Origin of the sequence: Pseudothermotoga sp., assembly GCF_031962025.1 — a bacterium.
Taxonomy (GTDB): domain Bacteria; phylum Thermotogota; class Thermotogae; order Thermotogales; family DSM-5069; genus Pseudothermotoga_B.
In genome coordinates this window covers 82,740-103,353 of record NZ_JAVRKW010000005.1, presented here as the reverse complement: position 1 = coordinate 103,353, position 20,614 = coordinate 82,740, and the positions used below count along the sequence as shown (strand labels likewise).

15 protein-coding genes are annotated in these 20,614 nt (G+C 40.1%); 11 read left to right on the top strand and 4 right to left on the bottom strand.

Annotated elements, in window-relative coordinates; genetic code table 11:
• The first annotated feature begins 2 nt into the window (after positions 1–2).
• The gene (locus AC4E92_RS05685; RefSeq protein ID WP_490239627.1) at positions 3–881 is read left to right on the top strand and encodes an amidohydrolase family protein; all 879 of its coding nucleotides are present in this window, start codon (positions 3–5) and stop codon (positions 879–881) included.
• Positions 878–2,320 (top strand): argininosuccinate lyase, encoded by a 1,443-nt coding sequence (locus AC4E92_RS05680; RefSeq protein WP_490239626.1) that lies wholly within the window; start codon positions 878–880, stop codon positions 2,318–2,320. Before AC4E92_RS05685 ends, AC4E92_RS05680 begins: the two co-directional genes overlap by 4 nt.
• 78 nt (positions 2,321–2,398) lie before the next feature.
• Here the strand turns inward: AC4E92_RS05680 and AC4E92_RS05675 are convergent, their stop codons facing one another.
• From AC4E92_RS05675 to AC4E92_RS05665, 3 genes are all read right to left on the bottom strand, one after another.
• Positions 2,399–2,803: a type II secretion system protein gene (locus tag AC4E92_RS05675; protein ID WP_490239625.1), complete on the bottom strand. Its 405-nt coding sequence runs from the start codon at positions 2,801–2,803 to the stop codon at positions 2,399–2,401.
• A gap of 79 nt (positions 2,804–2,882) precedes the next feature.
• Positions 2,883–3,737, bottom strand: coding sequence for a glucosaminidase domain-containing protein (locus tag AC4E92_RS05670; protein WP_490239624.1), 855 nt, complete (start codon positions 3,735–3,737; stop codon positions 2,883–2,885).
• Positions 3,738–3,760: 23 nt separating this feature from the next.
• Positions 3,761–4,765 carry a polysaccharide deacetylase family protein gene (locus AC4E92_RS05665; protein WP_490239623.1) on the bottom strand — a complete coding sequence of 335 codons (1,005 nt, stop codon included), beginning with the start codon at positions 4,763–4,765 and terminating at the stop codon, positions 3,761–3,763.
• 58 nt (positions 4,766–4,823) lie between these two features.
• Between AC4E92_RS05665 and AC4E92_RS05660 the strand changes: the two genes are divergently transcribed.
• From AC4E92_RS05660 to lacZ, 9 genes are all read left to right on the top strand, one after another.
• Positions 4,824–5,738 (top strand): hypothetical protein, encoded by a 915-nt coding sequence (locus AC4E92_RS05660; protein ID WP_490239622.1) that lies wholly within the window; start codon positions 4,824–4,826, stop codon positions 5,736–5,738.
• Positions 5,739–5,771: 33 nt separating this feature from the next.
• Positions 5,772–7,004: a PhoPQ-activated protein PqaA family protein gene (locus AC4E92_RS05655; RefSeq protein WP_490239621.1), complete on the top strand. Its 1,233-nt coding sequence runs from the start codon at positions 5,772–5,774 to the stop codon at positions 7,002–7,004.
• A gap of 13 nt (positions 7,005–7,017) precedes the next feature.
• Positions 7,018–7,692, top strand: coding sequence for a cysteate racemase (gene cuyB, locus AC4E92_RS05650; RefSeq protein ID WP_490239620.1), 675 nt, complete (start codon positions 7,018–7,020; stop codon positions 7,690–7,692).
• Positions 7,693–7,713: 21 nt separating this feature from the next.
• Positions 7,714–10,725: an efflux RND transporter permease subunit gene (locus tag AC4E92_RS05645; RefSeq protein WP_490239619.1), complete on the top strand. Its 3,012-nt coding sequence runs from the start codon at positions 7,714–7,716 to the stop codon at positions 10,723–10,725.
• 82 nt (positions 10,726–10,807) lie between these two features.
• A complete protein-coding gene (malE, locus tag AC4E92_RS05640) occupies positions 10,808–11,983 on the top strand; it encodes a maltose/maltodextrin ABC transporter substrate-binding protein MalE (RefSeq protein ID WP_490239618.1) in 1,176 nt (391 codons plus the stop codon).
• A 50-nt stretch (positions 11,984–12,033) separates the two neighbouring features.
• Positions 12,034–13,767, top strand: a complete 1,734-nt coding sequence (locus AC4E92_RS05635) for a DUF4896 domain-containing protein (RefSeq protein ID WP_490239617.1) — start codon at positions 12,034–12,036, stop codon at positions 13,765–13,767.
• Positions 13,764–16,226 (top strand): sugar ABC transporter permease, encoded by a 2,463-nt coding sequence (locus AC4E92_RS05630; protein WP_490239616.1) that lies wholly within the window; start codon positions 13,764–13,766, stop codon positions 16,224–16,226. Before AC4E92_RS05635 ends, AC4E92_RS05630 begins: the two co-directional genes overlap by 4 nt.
• A 55-nt stretch (positions 16,227–16,281) precedes the next feature.
• Complete coding sequence (locus tag AC4E92_RS05625) at positions 16,282–16,545, top strand: glycosyl hydrolase 53 family protein (RefSeq protein ID WP_490239615.1); 264 nt, start codon at positions 16,282–16,284, stop codon at positions 16,543–16,545.
• Between the two features lie 32 nt (positions 16,546–16,577).
• Positions 16,578–19,850, top strand: a complete 3,273-nt coding sequence (gene lacZ / locus AC4E92_RS05620) for a beta-galactosidase, LacZ type (protein WP_490239614.1) — start codon at positions 16,578–16,580, stop codon at positions 19,848–19,850.
• Positions 19,851–19,853: 3 nt separating this feature from the next.
• On the opposite strand, the gene AC4E92_RS05615 is transcribed toward lacZ, so the two are convergent.
• The gene (locus AC4E92_RS05615; RefSeq protein ID WP_490239613.1) at positions 19,854–20,555 is read right to left on the bottom strand and encodes a hypothetical protein; all 702 of its coding nucleotides are present in this window, start codon (positions 20,553–20,555) and stop codon (positions 19,854–19,856) included.
• Positions 20,556–20,614 lie beyond the last annotated feature (59 nt).

Sequence of the window (20,614 nt, the reverse complement as noted above, 5' to 3'; positions counted from 1 at the left end):
GTGTGAAATTGATCGATTCACATGTTCATTTTCCGACTGGTTTTTTCAAAAAAGAATCAGAAACAGATCCATGGATGAAAAAAGAAAAGGAAAGATGGTTCAGGGCATGGGATTTTCCTAAACCGGTGCAGATAGATGACTTTGATGAACTTTCTGAGCTGTGGTACAGAGAAACTGTCGAATATTCCATTGACAGAGTGATTTTTGTAACCGCAAACGGCAACCAGAATATGTTGAAACTGGTTTTGAAACATCCAGATAAATTCATTGGATATGCACACCATGATCCGTCCTGTGAAAATGCGGCGCAGGAACTTGAAGATTTTCTCAAAAAAGGTCTTAAAGGATACAAAATCTTGGGACCGGCGGTTAGCACACCCTTGAACGACAGGTCACTCTATCCGGTGTGGGAGGTCGCAAATTCATACCAGATACCGGTTTTGATACATTTTGGTATTATGGGTGCTGCCGGGGGTATCGCGTACCATGTGAATATAAATCCTCTGGTCATTCACGATGTGGCTAAGCAGTTCAAAAAGATAAAATTCATCGTTCCACATTTTGGTTGTGGATATGTCTTTGAAACACTCAATCTGTGCTGGGCATGTTCGAATGTCTACATTGACACGAGTGGTTCAAATCAATGGACAAGATGGATGCCGTATGAACTCAATCTTGAGATGCTGTTCAGAAAATACAAAGAGACAATAGGACCAGAAAGGATCATCTTTGGCACGGACTCAAGCTGGTTCCCTCGTGGTTTTTGCAAAGCATACCTTGATGAACAGTTAAGGGCGATGATAAATGTGGGTTACACTGATGATGAGATCGACCGCGTACTCTACAAAAACATCGCTGAGATACTGGGGCTGATTGTATGAGTTTTTCACAGATTTACAAAAAAATCGTGTTGGACAGTTCTTTCGAAAACTGGAAAAAATTCCTTAAGTACTACATGCAGATAAACAAAGCGCATCTATTGATGCTAACAAAAACAAAGGTGCTTTCACAAGACATCTCTGTTCAAATAGCACGTGGTTTGAAAAAAATGGAAAGTGAGAAGATCGATGACAGCTTACCGGAGCAGACGGAGGATCTTGTCTTTCTGGTAGAAAAAAGGCTTTCTGAACTGATAGGTGCTGAAAAAGCCGGCTTTCTTCATACGGCAAGGAGCAGAAATGACATCGACACAACTGTTTTTCGGATGTGCGTTCGCGATGAATTGATAGATTTCTCATATCAGTTGGTTGATTTGGTAGACACGGTGATTGAAAAAGCAAAAGGTAACCTTGAAACTGTTGTATTACTCTACACACACGGTCAGCCTGCTCAGGTATCGAGTTTTTCACATTATTTACTCGCTTATGGATTCGATTTTCTTGAGATTCTGAACAGTTTGATTCAATCACTGCAAATTGTGAACCTATGCCCGATGGGCTCTGGTGCTATAACCACGACAGGTTTTGAAATAGACAGAAAAATGGTGAGCGACTATCTTGGCTTTTCAGAACCCGTAGAAAACTCTTACAGGGCGATTGTAACATCACATTGGGTCGGTTTTCCTTCATCCTGTCTGAAAATGTTGATGAGTGATCTCACAAGACTGTCTCAGGAATTTATTCACAAGTCTTCCTGCGAAATTGGAATTTTTCAATTTCCAGATGAACTTGTTCAGATAAGCAGTATAATGCCGCAGAAGAGAAATCCTGTGATACTTGAACACATCAGAATAAGAGCAAATATCGCATACGGTCTTTTCGAAACAGTTGAAAGGGTTTTTGTGAACACAGCATATCAGGACGTAAATGAAAATGGCGATTTTGTGCTTTTCAAATTTCTTGATGGTGTGAAAACAGCAAAAGAAGCTTTGATACTATCAAAAGAAGTTCTACAAAAAGTAGATGTTGACCAGCAAAAAGTCAAAGATCTTGCGCTGAAAACGGGTGCAACAACCACAGAACTTGCGGACGAACTGGTAAGAAGGTTCAAAATCAGCTTCCGCCAGGCGCACACTCTTGTTTCTGATTATGTGAGATCTGGTATGAACTATGAAAGATTGTGTAGGAAATTTGAGCAACTTTGTTCAAAGAAGTTTACTATAACGCCTGATCAGCTGAATGAAATACTATCAATAGAAAATTTTGTAAAAGTGAGAAAGATATCAGGGGGACCACACAAAGATAAGGTTTTAGAGATGGTACAAAAAGCGGAAGAATCAAAAGATCTTTTAAGCGAAAAAATTGATAAAATCCAAAAACAGATCAATCAATCTATCATTTTACTTGAGAATGACTTTAACGTGTATTTTGAAACAAGATAAAAAATTCATGTTGGATTGAGACTCAAAACATAAACCAGCAGGCGCCAGCCTGCTGGTGCTTTTAGGTCAAAAATTAGGTTACCACCATTTTCTTAGAGTTAAGTTAAGCTGTTTGTTTGTAGTGATTTCCGGATAGATATTGCGTAACTTATTGGTATCGACAGCTCCTGTGAAAGAAATTGTCACTGTTGCCGAACCGCTTGTATCCCAGGCAGAACCCGCAATTGTATATTCTGTTCCTGGATTACTTGATAAATATCCGCTACTTACCAAATCATTCACAGTCAAACTAGCCAGATTCGTTGGTCTTTCAATGTTCACATAACTTTCAATAGCACTCTTGATGTTTCTCATGTTGCTTGCCACCTGTGTAGCTTTTGCCTGTGCTACGGCATTCATTGCGATAGGGGTTACGATAGCCATCAATGCGGCTATCACTGCCAGCACGATTAACAACTCAATCAGGGTAAAACCTTTTATCATAAAAATCCCTCCTTTTTGGGTTTTTACTATATTATACTCTTTTTTTCAAAAATCAACATTTTGTTTTGGTCTAATTACATTATTTCACCAAATTTGCACCTGATATCAATGCAATTTGAATTGGACATGATCTTTGTTCATCAAGCTGTGCAAAGTTATTTTTTGCGATTATAATCTTGATTTCTTGAATATAGTTCTCACGTCTCTGAGAATAATATAGCAGACCTTCTTCGATTGGTTTTTTGATTTTGCCAGATCTGATGGCTCTGAACTCTTTGTAGAACGGTGATACATTCAGGTTGTAAGCATAACTTTTTACAGAACTGAGCAGATCTGTGAATTGTCTCACTTCGTATATTTCACCGTCCGGGCGTTCCCTTGGTACGACTCCATTGCCCGGGCTGAAGGTCCATTCCCCAAAGATGTTGTTTGCTTCTATGGCAAACCTTGAAGTTCCCCATGCCGATTCTATTGCTGCCTGAGCTAGTGCGATTTCCACAGGTATCACATCGACTTTTTCAAGAAGTTCCTGTTTTGTTTTTGCTCTGTATTTTGTCAGATAGTGTTTCAATTCCTGACTGTCATTTGACAGTTTCGCAATACATTCTCTTTCCTGTCTGATCTGCTGGTTTACTTCTAATATTATCGGCAGCATTATCTTGACGAACAGATCTTTTTTCAGTTGAACATCTTTTATCTGGTCCATATCCTTTGGCAATCTCTTCAAGATGACTGCCGGGACCTCTTTCTTGCTCAGATCATATCCTATCTTTTCAAAGAACTCCAAGACATCTCTGTAACTTTCAAATTCAAGTTCAACAACCTGTGCTTCTTGTACTTGAAAGCTTTCAAAATAACTAACAAGCTCAAAGGTGAATTTCGGTACAGTCGCAAAAAGAACGGTGAGTATCAAAACCATGGCGGTCTTTTTCAAACTCATCACCTCTGTTTATAAATTCACTCACCCTGTGCGTTGAATACAAGATAGTACTTTACGTACTCTTTTTTACCGTCATTTGCACTGATCATGAGCCTGTTGTACATCTTTGTCAAAACAGCTTCACCGAAAATTGTGCTGTCTTGAAGGCGGCTTTTAATTATACCTTTCTCGGACACGTACAGGGTCGCGTATTTCACCTCCTTTGGAATGACGATCTTTGACTTTATTGATAATATACCACTTTGTAAAGTAAATGGCAAATTTTCTGTAACAAGTGGTTCTCTGTTCAAAATATACCTTACGTGTTTTTCAACTGCCCAATCTTCAAGCAGTGGTTCTCTTGGTATTTCAAAAGCTCCATAGCTCAGATCGTAGGGACCAGGGTTTTGAGTAAAACCGAGCACGAAGCCTTCCTGCTTTAACGCATCGATCATTTTTTGAGTATAATGCCCGTAAGGGTATGCGTAGTATATCATGGTTTTACCTGTTTTTTCTCTGAAAACTTGCTGAGCTTTTTCAAGATCTTTTTTGAAGTACTCAACCATCTGCTCTTCATTCATTTTTGATAAAAGCGAAGGAAAATCCAGATGGCTGAAAGAGTGGTTTGCAAATTCCACACCGTCTTTGATCATTTCAGCGATCATTTCCCATGTCAAATAGTCTGGATATCCCACAGCACCCACCTGAATGAATACACAGAAAGGAATATTGTGCTTTTTGAAGATTTTGTAAGCGCTATCGTAAACCGAACGGTATCCGTCGTCCACTGTGAAAACAACAGCGTCTTTTAGCGGTTTTTTCCTTCCATATACATAGTCTTCAAGGTCTTTCACTGTCCAGATTTCAAAGCCAGATTCTTTTACTATTTGAATGTGTTTTTCAAGCTCATAACTCCAGGTGTTCGTCGAAGGATAACGGGCATCATCAAAACGGTGGTATAAAAAGATCACCACCTTTGCCTGAACCATTGTCGATAAGAACACCAGTAAAACATATACGATCATCTTTTTAGATATTTTCATATTGATTATTATACACTATTGGCGATATTGTGTATAATGATATAAGGACGGTGATTTGATGAGGCTTTTGACCGTGTTGATGGTCCTTTTTTCTCTTTCTTTGTTTAGTCAAATACTTTATTTTTCTCCAAATGGTGATCTTGCCTTAACAGTCTATGATCCTTTTGTCATGGTCAAGCCGGTCAATCCAAACGAAATAGGATTGTTCAAGGTTATAGCGAGTAGTTCTGTACTTCAGATACTGTCTGTCAATCTCGCTCAGTCCACAGACCTGATTACTTTTTCAAAATTGATAGGAATGCAATTTGTCGGATCAGAAGAATCAGCCGCAGGATTTGTTATGATAGATGATCTAAATGCCTTTTTCAGAAGATTTTCGCTCAACCTTTCTGGCACAAAATCAGAAGCCTTTCAGTTGATCTTTATCAGGTTTCAAAAAGGATATGTCATGACTTACTATTCCACGCAGGAAGATTTTTACAGATATCTTGTTCCTGCTTTACTGTCGATGGGCAGTGTGAAAACCACCTTTGTTGAACAGGAATATCTGAACGAAGAATTCAGATACTCGGTGAATTTGATCAAGCCATTCCAAGCCATTAAACCAGTTCAAGGAGAAATAGGTTCATTCATAGCCCTTGAAGATGCAAAAGCAGGATATATTCAAATAGTCAAAGAAGAGTTGTCAAGAAAACTGGATGTCAAAGAATATGCCCAACTGGTTAAGAAGAATTCTCTCACTAACCTTTCAGATTACGTCGAACTCTCAAGCGGCACAAACCTGATTCAGGCAAATGAGTTTTACTGGAGGATCTTTCAATTTTCTTCAAAAGGTTTTTCATATAGGTGTTTACAGACATATATTCTTTTGAACAACACCGCTTTTACTCTGACGTATATGGCAAAGATGGAAGATTTTGATCAATTCATCTTTCCTGCCGTATGCACCATTTTTTCTTTTAGACAAAGGTAGTTTTGTGTGATAATTTATAAAGGAGGTGGTGATATGAAAAAAACTTTTGTGTTTTTCCTTGCTGTGATTTCAATGCTCTCTTTTTCTCAAGAATTAGAAAACTACGTGATAAACCACAAAGATATTGACTATAAAATCGCTTATCAGAAAACAACAGATAAGGGAATTGAGATCACCCATGTGATATTCAAAAGTCAGAACTGGCAGGGCATCGACTGGGTTCACGATCTTTTGATTGTTCAGCCAAGTGAACTGTCATTCAAAGATGTGGCTGTTTTGTTTATCACAGGAGACTTTGATCCAGGAAAATTAGAGGATGTTGAAGAATACCTGTGGATTGCAGAAAAATTCTCCTGTCTTTTTGCCGTTCTTGGAGATGTACCAAATCAACCCATTTACGGCTTGAAAGAAGATGATCTGATAGCTCACACATTCTTGCAGTACACGCAAACAAAAGATCCCACTCTGCCACTTTTGTTTCCAATGACAACAGCGGCTGTCGGAGCAATGGATGTAATAGAGCAATTGTTCGATGTAAAAAAGTTTTTCGTAACAGGCGCTTCCAAAAGAGGATGGACTACGTGGTTAACTGCCGCGGTTGACAGCCGTGTTTTTGCAATAGCACCGATAGTCTTTGACAATTTGAATTTTCCAAAGCAATTTGAGCAGCAGTTGAAGATGTATGGAAATTACAGCGAGAGTATAGGACCTTATGTCAGACGAGGTCTGCCACAGATGGTGCAGACAGAGGAAGGTCAAAAACTTTTGAGAATGGTCGATCCTTACACTTACAGAGAAAAACTCACCATGCCAAAATACATAATAAATGCCACAAATGATGAGTACTGGACCATATATTCGAGCAATCTGTACTTTTTTGATCTACCAGCAAAGAACTACATACTGTACGTTCCAAACAACAAGCACGGCATCAAGAACGTGCCATACGTCGTTGAAAATGCGGCTGTTTTCCTTAGACTCGTGTTAAGTGATAAACTGCCAGACTTTGAGTTTTCCATAGAAGATGGCAGGATAATCATCAAAGGCAATGATCAAATCAAAGAAGTGTATATCAACAGAGCTGTTTCAGACACAACCGACTTTAGGGGTTCACTCTGGATAAGATTGCCGGTCTTGCCAGAGAATGGTATATACTCAATCTGGGTTGAACCACCGCAATCAAGGCATGTTGCTTACTATGCACAGGCGGTTTTTGAGATCGAGGGATACACAATCAATTTCTGTACACCGGCGGTCTACAGATAAAAGAGGTGAAAAGATGAAAATAGCAGGAATTGTTGGCGGCATGGGCTCGCTATCAACGGTGGATTTTCTTCAGAAGGTGGTTGAACACACAAAAGCCCAGAAAGATCAAGATCACATAAGAATGATTGTCGATTTCAACACAACTGTGCCTGACAGAACAGCAGCGCTTCTTTACGGCGGTGAAGATCCAACACCTTACCTTGTTGAATCTGTCAAAAAACTCGAACTGGCTGGAGCAGACTTTGCCGTTTTTATATGTAACACAGCCCACGCATTCCTTGAAAAAGTGAGAGAGCAGAGTAATATACCAGTACTGAGTCTACCGGAGCTTGCCGTGGAAAAGCTCAAAAAAGATGGAGTTGACGAAGCCTGGCTTACAGGAACCAAAGGTTTAATAAAAAGCGGTGTTTATCAAAAGGCAGCACAAAAGGCGGGAATGATCTTGCACATCCCAAATTCGAAAATACAGGACCACCTGATGCAGATAATCTATTCTGTAAAAGCCGGCGAACTTTCCAGAGCAGAGAAAATCTGGTATGAAGATGTGGAGCCTGCTCTTGGTGGAAATGTGCTTTTAGGATGTACAGAGCTCCCGGTGGTTGCAAAAAGCCACAGACTCAATGTGATTGATCTGAATACAGTCTGGGCACAAATAGTCATACAATTGTGTGGTGGGACTTTGAAATAGTCGTAGCAGGGAGGCGGGAAAGTGAATATTGCCGGACAATCTGCAAGAAGACCCATTGCAATATTCATGCTTCTTTTAGCTGTTCTGGTGATAGGAATCATTGCACTCAGAAAACTGCACGTGGAGCTTTTGCCACAACTTGAGTATCCCTATGCGGCTGTTTTCGCGACGTGTATGGGAATGGGAACTGAAGAGATGGAACAATTGATAACAGAACCGCTTGAAAAAGTCATAGCAACCGTACCTGGCGTGAAAAATTTCACCTCTGTTTCCCAGCCTGGTCTATCTTTGATTCTCGTAGAGTATGAATGGGGTGTGGATGTCCTGACGGCTTCTTCAAGGCTTGAGAGATATCTGAACATAGCTCAGGCAGATTTATCACAACAGGTCAGACCGACGGTTGTTGAATTTGATCCGTCGATAATTCCGGTCTTTGTTTTCGCAACAACTTTCGATCCTGATCAGTTCATTGACAGCATAAAGAGACTGCCCGATGTGGCGGGGGTCGAGAATCTTGGAAAACCCAGAAAAATCGTAAAAGTAACCGTAGATCAACAAAAGGCAAAAGATTTTGGTCTGGATCTCACCTTACTGGATACCTTTCTGGCAGGTAACGCTGTCTATCCAATGGGACAGCTTAAAGATGAAAAAGGAAGTGTTTATACAGTCACGGTTGATGGAAGGTTTAAAGACATAGACGATCTGAAAAATGCGATAGTGGGTTTTCGCGGGCTTTCTTATCAGATGGCAATGAGTGGGCAAATGCCCAGACTCCTTGTACCGGTGAGATTGGGACAGATCGCACAGATACAGACTGTCGACGAACAGGTAAGGGGATTGGTGAGAGTTGATGGCGAAAGATCAAGTGTCATATCGATCAGAAAAAGAGCCGGAGCAAACACTGTAAACACTGTCAGACAGGTGAAAAAACTCCTTGATGAATTGAAGATACCTTATTCTGTACTGATAGATCAGTCTATGTACACTGAGAAAGCCATCAACAATTTGCTGAAAAACCTGGTACTTGGACTGATTGGTGCCGCGATAGTCGTTATGGTGTTTTTGCTGGACATAAAAAGTACGGTGATTGTCTCTTTAAGTATTCCGATCTCACTGATAGTTGCAATCGTACTTATGTATCTGTTCAAAATAAATATTGATCTTTTAACACTTGGTGGATTGACAATGGCTGTTGGTATGTTGGTGGACAATGCGATCGTTGTTTTTGAAAACATATACAGACACAAATCAAATGGTGTACCATACGACGAGGCAGCATCAAAGGGTACGAAAGAGGTTTTCGGAGCCATCTTTGCATCTACCGCAACAACAGTTGTAGTTTTTGTTCCGTTGCTTTTCACCGAGAGCTTTGCGGCAACTATGTTCAAGTATTTTGCAGCAACACTTTCACTGTCTCTTGGAGCATCTCTTCTGGTAGCATCAATACTGATTCCAGCAGGATCAAGATGGATAGAAAGTAAGAGAATACAGGGCTTTGAGCGCATAAGAGAGCGTTACAAAGTGGTTTTAAGCAGAGCCTTGGACAGAAAATGGATAATTTTCACGGTGGTAGTAATTTGCGTGGTGTTTTCAGTCTATTATCTGTTGAACAGTCCAAGGAGCTTTATTCCGGATTTTGCAACCAATACCCTGACAATAACCGTGAAAGCGAAGAACCAGGCTGGATATGAAAAAACCGCAGAGATTGCAAAACAGGTAGAAGAGTTCATTCTCAGTAAAAAGAATGAATACAAGATTCAAACTGTCTATTCTGATGTGGGTATCACCAGCGAATTTTCACAGATAATAGGCGGTGCAAGCGAGGACAAAGCCACGATAAATATCTGGTTCAACGGCAAAAGAACAGAATACATTGAAAACAAGGAAAGATTGCTCAAGGACATCTTTGCTTTGAAGATAGAGGAAGCTGAGATTGAAGCTGGTCAAACAGATTTTCTTTCAGAGATTTTTGGTTATCCTCTCACCATTGAACTGACGGGAAAAGATATAGATAAACTGATGGACGCAGCACATAAATTGAAAGAAGAACTTTTGCGACAGAAAGTCGGTGAAGTCGCTATAAGAGGTGAAGCTACTGTTGAAACCCTTTTGGTTGATATAGACAGGTCCAGGTCGATTTTCTCTGGCTTGGTACCTGCACAGTTGTTCATGGACCTTCAATATTACACAGTCGGAAAACAATTTGGCACATTGAACACAGACTATGGAATACTTCCTATTTATGTGAATACGGGAAAAGTCGAAACAGTTGATGAAATCAACCAGATTCTTTTCAAAAATATCAGCGGACAGGAGCTACCATTGAGCGTGCTTAGCCAGATTGGCAAGAGAACAACACTCGGTTCAATCGCACACAAGAATGGTCAGAGAGTGGTCTATGTGGATGTTGTCAAATCGTCTTACACTGTTTCACAGCTTACGGATCTGGTACAGAAAACAATTGAAAAATTACCGTCAAATGGTGTGAATTACTCTTTTGGTGGTCAAAAGAACTCCCTGGACGTTTTACTAAAGGAATTCAAAACGATTATAATCATAGCTGCATTACTCGTTTATATGATTTTAAGTGCTCAGTTTGAATCATTCACAGTACCGTTCATAATTTTCACAACGGTTCCTGTGGCGATAATAGCACTTGCTCTGGTTATGATGATCTTTGGTTATGTTCTGAATCTACCTGTTTTGGTTGGCACTCTGACACTGGTAGGAGTTGTCGTGAACAATGCAATAGTTATGATATCATTCATCAGGCAGAGATTGGATAGAGAAAGATCTTTACGTCAAACGATAGTCGAAGCTGCTGCTTTGAGATTAAGACCCATACTCATGACAACCCTGACAACTGTGATTGCCTTGCTACCAGTTGCTCTGAGTAAAAACGAGGGTTCAGAGCTTGAGTCACCAATATCGTGGGTTATTGCCTTTGGCTTGATAATAACAACACTGTTCACACTCTTTGTTGTACCTGCTCTTGCAGAAGTCTTTGGTTCTACAACAAAACGCAAAAATTAGTGCTTCATGTATGTACATTGGATAATTCGCTTTTGACTTAAAAAATTTGTGATAATCTTTAATTTGGGGAGGTGAACAGGTTATGAGGAAATTTCTCTTGCTGATCCTGGTTTTTAGTACGATTTTTGTTTTTGCACAATCTAAACTGGTTATCTGGTGTTCGGAAAAACAGGTGGATATTCTGCAGAAGCTTGCTGAAGAATTCAAAGCAAAGTACGGCGTTGACGTCGAGGTTCAGTATGTGAACTTTTCAGACATCAAACCCAAATTTCTGACTGCTGCTCCACAAGGTCAGGGTGCGGATATCATCGTCGGTGCACATGACTGGGTAGGAGAATTAGTGGTAAATGGCTTGATCGAACCTATTCAAAAGTTTCCAGAACTCAACCAGTTCTATGAAACAGGGCTAAACGCATTTTCTTACGGTGGGGAACTGTACGGGTTGCCTTACGCGCTCGAAGCGATTGCTCTCATCTACAACAAAGACTTCGTACCAAATCCACCAAAGACAGTAGATGAGATGATTCAGATTGCAAAACAAATTGACCAGGAATTTGGCAAAGAAGTGAGGGGACTTATCACTTCTACAACTGAATTTTATTACGCAGTGCCATTCATTCTCGGAGCGGGTGGATATGTCTTTAAAGAAACACCAAAGGGATTAGATCCCAAGGATATTGGTCTTGCAAACCAGGGAGCGATCAGAGGGGTCAGTATCATCAAAAGATTGGTCGATGAGAAAATACTCGATCCAAGCGATAACTACCAGATAATGGATTCCATGTTCAAAGAAGGAAAGGCAGCGATGATAATCAATGGTCCGTGGGCTGTTAAAGATTACAAAGATGCCGGGATCGATTACGGTGTCGCGGTCATTCCAAATATCGACGCAAATCTTGTTGCAAAACCATTTGTGGGCGTTCAGGGATTCATGGTAAATGCAAAATCACCCAACAAACTCCTTGCAAAAGAATTTTTGACCAATTTCATAGCAAGAACAGACACCATGTACAGACTGTATCTGGGAGATCCAAGATTGCCGGCAAGAAAAGATGTATTGGAACTTGTGAAGGACAATCCAGATGTTGTTGCTTTCACTCAGAGTGCCGCAAATGGTGTACCAATGCCAAATATTCCGCAGATGGCAGCAGTCTGGGGTGCTATGAACGATGCACTGAACCTGGTTGTTAATGGAAAAGCAACTGTCGAAGAAGCACTCAAAACAGCGGTTGAAAGAATAAAATCACAGATACAATAGCCTGTGCCCGGCTCGTGCCGGGCTTTAATTCTCTATGGAGGGAAGAACCTGTGAAGTACCTGTTCAAGTTCTTTCTGTGGTGTTTATTTGTATTGATGAACATCTTTTTCTTCTGGGGGGCAAGCTTTTTAATTCAAAATGCATATTACGAAATGGGTGTAATGTTTTTCATACTGCTGTTTCTAATTGATTTTTTCATTTTCAATCCGCGTGCCTATCCGTACAGATATATTGCGCCTGCTCTTGTGTTGCTTTTCATCTTGGTTTTGTATCCAATATATTTCACTGTGAAAGTGGCTTTCACCAATTACGGTACTGGGCATTACATGCCGCGTCAAGAAGCGATAGAGAGGCTTTTGTACGATCCAAACTACACCTACGAAGTACAGGAAGATTACACTAATGAATACAAAGTTTTCGTGGTTTACGATGGGATGACACCAACGGAAGATTTTCTCATTCTGTTCAAATTGAATGGAAAATTATTTTTGGGTGAAAGACCAAAACCGGTAAGAAAAAAAGGCAAAGAAGTGCTTTTGAGTGAATCTGTTTTATATCCACTGGATGGCGAGTATGTTCAAACAGCTGATCGAACTTACCATCTTGTTCCGTACGGTGAATTACAGGATGTGAGAATAATAACTGTTGAAGATAAAATCTATAAAGCATTTTACTCTCCACAAGATCAGCTTTTACAAGCCAACTCACCATACTTTAAAAGCAAAATAGCACAGCTTTATCTTTACAGGGCAGATTTTGTCGATCAGCAGGACAGAAGGTATGCCCTCAGGGTGAATTCTCTTGGAGAATGGCAGTTTGTGAGAATTGAAAGGCTATATCAATTGGGATATGATGAGAGTTTTGAAGATGGAAAGATGAAGATGAGAATGACGATTTACAACAACAAAACCAATAACAGAGTGATAGAAAAAGAAGGTGCTTTCTACGACAAAAATGAAAAAGGTGAAGAAGTCTTTCTCATTGGATTCATAGACTATGTGGGTTTTAAGAATTTTCTCAGAATTGTGAAGGATCCGAAGGTCTCTGGACCGTTTTTGCAGATATTTATCTGGACCTTTGTCTGGGCACTTTTAAGTGTTGTTTTATCTCTCGCTGTTGGACTGCCTTTTGCACTAATTCTCAACGACAAAAATCTCAGAGCAAGGAATATCTATCGCACATTGCTCATAATACCGTGGGCTATACCAGTTTTTATATCGGCGCTTGTGTGGAAAAATGGTCTTTTGAATGAAAGTTATGGGGTGATAAACAAGTTTTTGCTTCCGTTATTCGGCATAAGTCCAATCAGGTGGATGAACGATGCACTCTGGGCAAGGATAGGGGTTCTGCTTGTGAATATATGGCTCACTTTCCCTTACATGATGACGATTTCCTTGGGGGCATTGCAGGGGATACCTTTTGAAATGTATGAAGCTGCAATGATAGACGGTGCAGGAAAATTCAAAAGGTTCACTGCCATCACACTTCCTTTCATAATGGCTGTGATTGCACCTTTGCTTGTTAGCAGTTTTGCTTTCAGTTTCAACAACTTCACTGTAATTTATCTCATAACCGCAGGAGGTCCACCTATCCCCGGCTCGACCACTCCGACTGGTTATACGGATATACTCATTTCATACGTTTATAAACTCGCCTTTGAAGGTGGTAGGGGTCAGGATTTTGGTTTTGCCAGCGCGATTTCTATAATGATATTTTTCCTCGTTGGCGGGATAAGTTTTCTCAATTTCAAATTTTCAGGTGCTTTTGAAGAGGTGGGAAGATGAAAAAGATCATTGTCCATGCCGTTTTGATTTTTTTGATTGCTGTGATTCTATTTCCCACCGTGTGGGTAGTGACGACTTCATTTAGAAGAGACGAAGCGGCGTTCTCGAGTGAACTTTTTTCAAGCCGTTTGACTTTACAAAATTACATAGATCTTGTCCTACCAGAACGAAATATACCCGTTCTTGTGCAGGAAATGCAGAATATACTCTCAAGAGCCAAGCCATTCAACCAGCTGACTTTTGATCAGGCTCAGAAAAGAATGGAAGACTCCTTGGGAAAATTTGAGCAATATCTTCAACAAACAACCTCAAAATACAGTGTGGCTAAGGAAACTTACCAGAGAATCGATGATTTTTTAAAGAAAAACAGCGAAAAAACCAAAGAACTTGTTCTGAACAACCTTGAAGAATTGAAAAAAACAATCTCTGGCGAGATCAAAGACAGCTTTGATGATCAATACAAAGTAGTGCTGTACGAGTATCTATCGAAAGAGAACTTTAATTCACCGATTTTCATGGTGTTCAAAGAAGATTTGCAAAAAATAGTCGGTTTTTCTGTGAATGATGTATCTGATTACAACAATGCACTTGAGATACTCAGGCAAAGTTACGAGCTTTACATGAAAGATCATCTGAAAAATCTGGCTGAGCTTTCACAGAAATTGGATCAACTTGATAAAGCTTCTACAGATATTAAAAAACAAATCCAGCCGTTACAGGATCAGGTTATGAAAACCGATGTGATTTTGAAAAACGACCTTCTGCCGGAGTTGAATGCCCTGTCCAATTCCTTGGAAAATCTGAAAAATCTGAAAGATTCCATCAAAGACAGCCTTATGAAAACTGATTTTCCGCTGGACGATACATTTTTCTTGCAAAGTGTTTCTGCATCGATAGAGCAACTTGAAGGAATTGAACAGAAATTGGAAAACCTGGTCGATTATGCGGATCTAAAAAGACCGCTACAGAAAATAACGGATATTTTGAAGGATATCACAAATATTGATAGTTCTGCCAAATTCAAGATGGCATATTCGGATTTTATCAAAGCCTACAGAGAGATTCAGCCAAAATTGGAAAGAGCCTTGAATGAAACACAGACTGCACTTTCTAACATAGAAGAAAAGGCAATTATCCTGCATGATTTGAATGAAAAACTCACAGAGATCAAACGGCAAATGAATTTACTTGAGCAGGAAAAACTCATCGTACAGCAAAAGATTGATCTGCTCGAAAGCCAGACCAAGGATGCCAGAAGAACAGCCCAGTTGAAGATCTTTTTATTTGAACTCGATGGCAGGATTGCAACTGTTAAAGCCATTACGTCTTTTGGAAAAACCGATCTTTTGAAGTATTCATCTCTCATGACCTGGTTGAGGAATTTCATGAACCTTTACACATCAAAAGATGAAGTTTACACCAAACTGCGCAAGACCATCGATGATTTGAAATGGATAGAAGAATACAGGACATTTTCAACCAGATTTGAGAATACCACCAAGAACCTTGAAGATTTGTTGAAAAAGACCAGAAATCTGCTGGATGATTTTGAAAAAAGCTGGCGCGAGCTTTTGGCTGTCTCATATTCCGGTGTTTTTGTGACATCGGAGCACCTGAGTAAGCTCGATGACATAGCAAGATCGGAATTTTTTAGCAAGGTGAGATCTGATTTAGCTGTTGTAATGAGAAAAGCCGGCGTTTTGATGAGTCTCATACCTTTCTCAAATCTGAGAAGCGACTTCAAAGAAATTGACAAAGAATATTACAGGATAGACCAGATATGGAAGCAAAAGACAAAACATTACTTTCTCAGATGGGTATTGAATTCTGTGATCATTTCCTTAATTGTTGCGTTGATAACAACAGGTGTTTGTGCAACAGCAGCATATCCATTCAGCAGAATGAGATTTTCAGGGAGAAAGTATGGAATAATGAGTTTTTTGTTGATTCAGATGTTCCCTGGAGTTATCTTCATGGTTGCAATCTACAACCTTTTGAATTTCCTTGGCAAGTACATTGGATTTTTAGGAGTGGATACTCCCGGTGGTTTGATCTTCGCTTATCTGACGAACATAGCTTACAATGTGTACCTGATAAAGGGATTTTACGACCTTATTCCAAGTTCTCTTGAGGAAGCTGCAATAGTAGACGGTGCAACAAGGTTTCAGAGTTTCTATAAGATCGTTTTACCACTTGCAAAACCTATTTTGACCGTTGTCTTTTTGCTGGTTTTCATAGGCACTTTCAACGAGTATGTGGTGGCAAGAATAATCCTTCAGAATGTTCAGAATTATACATACGCACTCGGACTTCAGGCTTTTGCAGTTGGACCATACGAAACAGAATGGGGATTATTCACAGCTGCGGCATTGCTTGGCATGCTCCCGATGGTGATACTGTTCCTGTCTCTGCAAAGGTATTTAGTCAGCGGTTTAACAAGAGGGGCAGTCAAGGAATGAATGGGGGCGTTGATCAATGAGAATAATTACTGTCTTTATGTTTTTGGGGTCCCTTATGTGCTTTGGTATCATGAAGCCGGTTGAAGATTTTATAATCGGGGTCGATCTGTCTATGTTGTATGAAATCGAAAAACTGGGTGGTAAATTTTACGAAAACGGAGAACAAAAAGATTGTATTGAAATTCTCAGAGACAATGGTTTCAACTGGATAAGGCTTAGAATCTGGAATGATCCAACAGATGAAAATGGAAAACCACTTGGTGGAGGGAACTGCAACTACATTAATATGACGCAGATTGCACAGAGGGCTAAAGCATAATGAATGTCTTTAGAAACTTGGGAGGTAAGAAAATGCTCGAGTGGGAAAATCCAGAACTTGTACATGAAGGTTTAGAAAAGCCTCACAGTTCATTTATCCCTTATTTTGACCCGTTTACAGTAGATTGGGTGTATCCAGAAGACTTTCTGACACTAAATGGAAAATGGAAATTCTACTTTTGTACATCACCTTTGAGACTTTCTGATGCGTTTTATCTACGGGAATTTGACGATTCTCTCTGGGATGAAATAGAAGTGCCAAGCAATTGGGAGTTTGCCGGCTATGATAAACCCATATATACCAATATCATATACCCTTTCAACAACGACCCTCCTCACCCACCAGTGGAATACAATCCAACTGGAATTTATAGAAAAAAGGTGCAGATACCTGAATCCTGGTCTGACAAAGAGATATTTTTACACTTTGAAGGTGTTCGCTCCTTTTTTTATCTTTGGATAAATGGGACCAGAGTTGGTTTCAACAAGGACAGTTGTACCCCCGCCGAGTTCAGGGTAACAGATTATGTGAAGCCCGGTGAGAACACAATAGTCGTTGAAGTTCTCAAGTGGTGTGATGCGAGCTATCTGGAAGATCAGGATATGTGGTGGTTTGCTGGCATATACCGCAGTGTTTATTTGTATGCCCTACCCAAATTACATATAAGAGATATCTTTGTGAGAACAGAACTGGATGATGACTGCAAAGATGCAAGATTGTTTATCGATGTAGATCTGAGAAATTTTCATAGCGAAAAATACACAGATTTTTTGACCATATCTTTGATAAATCCACGCGGTGAAAAACAAATCCTGGAAAAAACACGTATCGATATTGAGAAAGAAGAAAAACTATCTTTTGAATTTCTCATAAAAGATCCGTTGAAATGGTCCTGGGAAACCCCGTGGCTATATGTACTGTGTGTGGAATTGAAAGAAGATAAGAAGAGAGTCAACTTTGGATTTAGAAAGATTGAAGTGAAGGATGGAAGGTTGTTTTTTAACGGCAAGGTGTTTTACATAAAAGGTGTGAACAGGCATGAATTTGATCCAAGAAAAGGTCATGCAGTGACCGTTGATAGAATGATTCAGGACATAAAGCTTATGAAACAGCACAACATAAACACAGTCAGAACATCGCATTATCCAAATCAGACGAAATGGTACGATTTGTGTGATTACTATGGTCTTTTTGTCATAGACGAGGCAAATATCGAATCACATGGTGTTGGATGGGATGAAAAGATCACTCTGGCAAACAAGCCGGAATGGGAAAAAGCACATCTTGACAGGGTCCAGCGTATGGTGGAAAGAGACAAAAATCACGCCTGCGTGATCTTCTGGTCCCTTGGAAATGAGGCAGGCACCGGTAAAAACTTTGAAAAGGCTGCAAGCTGGATAAAATCAAGGGATAACAGCAGGTTAATTCACTATGCTCCACTTGGTGCGGACAAACCCGGTGATGGTTTTTATCTCGATGTTGTCTCTGTCATGTACCCTTCATTTGACAAACTGCTTGAATACTCTTCTCAAGAGCAAAAAAGACCACTTGTAATGTGTGAATATGCGCATGCGATGGGTAACAGCGTAGGAAATCTGAAAGATTACTGGGATTTGATCGAAAACAATCCATATCTGCACGGTGGATGTATCTGGGACTGGGTAGATCAGGGAATAGAAAAAATAGATGAAAGCGGCAAAAGATTCTGGGCGTACGGTGGAGATTTCAACGATAAGCCCAACGATGGGAATTTTTGTTGTAATGGTGTTGTCTTGCCTGACAGGACACCCGAACCAGAACTTTACGAGGTGAAAAAAGTATATCAGTACATCAAGATGAAATTGGTGAAAGATTCTATCCAGATCGAGAACAATTACATGTTCACTGATCTTGAAAAGTTCAAAGGGATCCTGATTTTGAAAAAAGATGGTTTGGAGATCTACACGGATGAGTTCAAAATACCACTTAAAGCCGGTCAAACAACTCGTTATCAGATGAAACTTCCTGAAATTCAAGACGATGGTGAGTATTTTCTTCAAATCATGTTCGTGCTTGACAAAGACGAACCATGGGCGCAAAAAGGTCATGTTGTCGCCTGTGAACAGTTCAGGCTGAAACCACCTGTTTACCAGAAAATATACGTCAAAGAAAAAGCAGAACTTGATCAGACGACAAATGAGTACATCATAAAAACAGATGATATGATTTTGAAGTTTTCTAAGATGACAGGTCTCCTTGAGAGTATCAATTTCAAAGGTGAAGAAATGCTCTATGAACCGGTGAAACCCAATTTCTGGAGAGCACCCACAGACAACGATATTGGGAACAACATGCCTCAAAGGCTTGCAATATGGAAAAAAGCAAGTTACTCAAGAAGGCTCCATAAGATACTCTGTCAGAAAAAACAGAACAAGGTGGTTGTTTCAACAGTTTATCATTTACCAGAAGATAGCTGGTTATACCTGACATACACAGTTTTTGGCAGTAACGATATTTTGGTGGATTATGCGCTTTTTGCAAATCCTCAATTGAGTGAGATACCAAGAATAGGTCTTCAGTTCAAAATGCCGCAGACTTTTTCTAAGGTTACATGGTATGGAAGAGGTCCTCATGAGACATACCAGGACAGAAAAGAAAGCGGTGTTTTTGGTATTTACACCAAGACAGTAGATGAGATGTTCCACAGATATGTCAAACCACAGGAGACGGGAAACAGAAGTGATGTGAGATGGTTTTCTATCACAGACGGCAAGGTCACCCTCTTTGTTTCAGGATTGCCCACAGTAGATTTCAGCGTCTTACCATTTTCAATCGAGGATATTGAGCAAGCCAGACATTTGAATGAATTGCCAGCTCGAGATTTTGTAACTGTGAATATAGATCATAAACAAATGGGAGTTGGTGGTGACAATAGCTGGGGAGCACTGCCACACAAAGAGTACATACTGCCCGCAAAGCCGTATCACTATGCTTTTAGAATCAAGCCGGGTCTTTCAGATGAAAGCGAAAGATACAAAGTTCTACCGGCTTTTGAACAGGATGTGGATTTTTCAATGGCGCTGTCCAGAGAGCTGTTGAAAGTCGGGGAAAAGTTGACAGTTTCATTGATGGCAGATAATCAAAGTATACTCACATATCAAGATGATGTTGTTCTGTACCTTGATGAGAAACCGGTTGAAGTCAAGCCGCTGATAGTTCCACCATTTGAAAAACAAGAAATTGAATTCACCGTGTACATCTCAAAACCAGGGGATTTTCTGGTGTCAACCAGTGCCGGCACAAGAAAGACTGTGTATGTGAGATGAACATTACCATTCAGTGATTGTATACCAGTCCACGATGTTGTCTATGGTCCAGATCTCACCTTCTTCGTAGTGCTCAACACCGATGATTATCGGCAGATCAACTTGTATGTCGACAACACCGACATCATCTTTCACATGATCCAACAGATCAAGAAAGACAGCCGCAAATGGTTCTATGCTTCCTGAAAACTCATCAACTGTTTCACCATTTGAGTTACATATCCAGATTGAAATACTAACTTCGTCCTTATTCGGGTTCATCATAACTAACCCAATGGAAGAGTTGTCTTTCACCAGATATCCTGCTGCGTACCAGTAGTATTTTGCATCTTCTGAGCTCTGAACGGGTTCGATCACATGATCAACATTGAGCAAGCCAAAGCTTTCGTCCTGATACAGAACACTGATGTGCAACAGTTGATCGCACTCAATTAACAAAAGTCCCCAGTTTTCATCGGCACTCGGTATGAATTCTGCAAGGTCGATAGATACCGTCGAATAAGCCTGTGCACTGTAGGTGTCCTGCCATAGTTTTTTCCCATAGCAATTAAATGCTAAGACCCTAAAATAAGCTTTTTCTTCGCTCATATTCGATACCAGTACACTGGTTTTGTAACCAACTGTTGACAGATGATAAGCAGCATAACTTTCTGCAAAGATCAAAGTAATTACTACGAGCAACGTAAAACTCAAGATCTTTCTCATGACTATCCCTCCCAAGGATGTGTGTTTTGATCATTATACCACCAGTGCGTAAAAAAGCT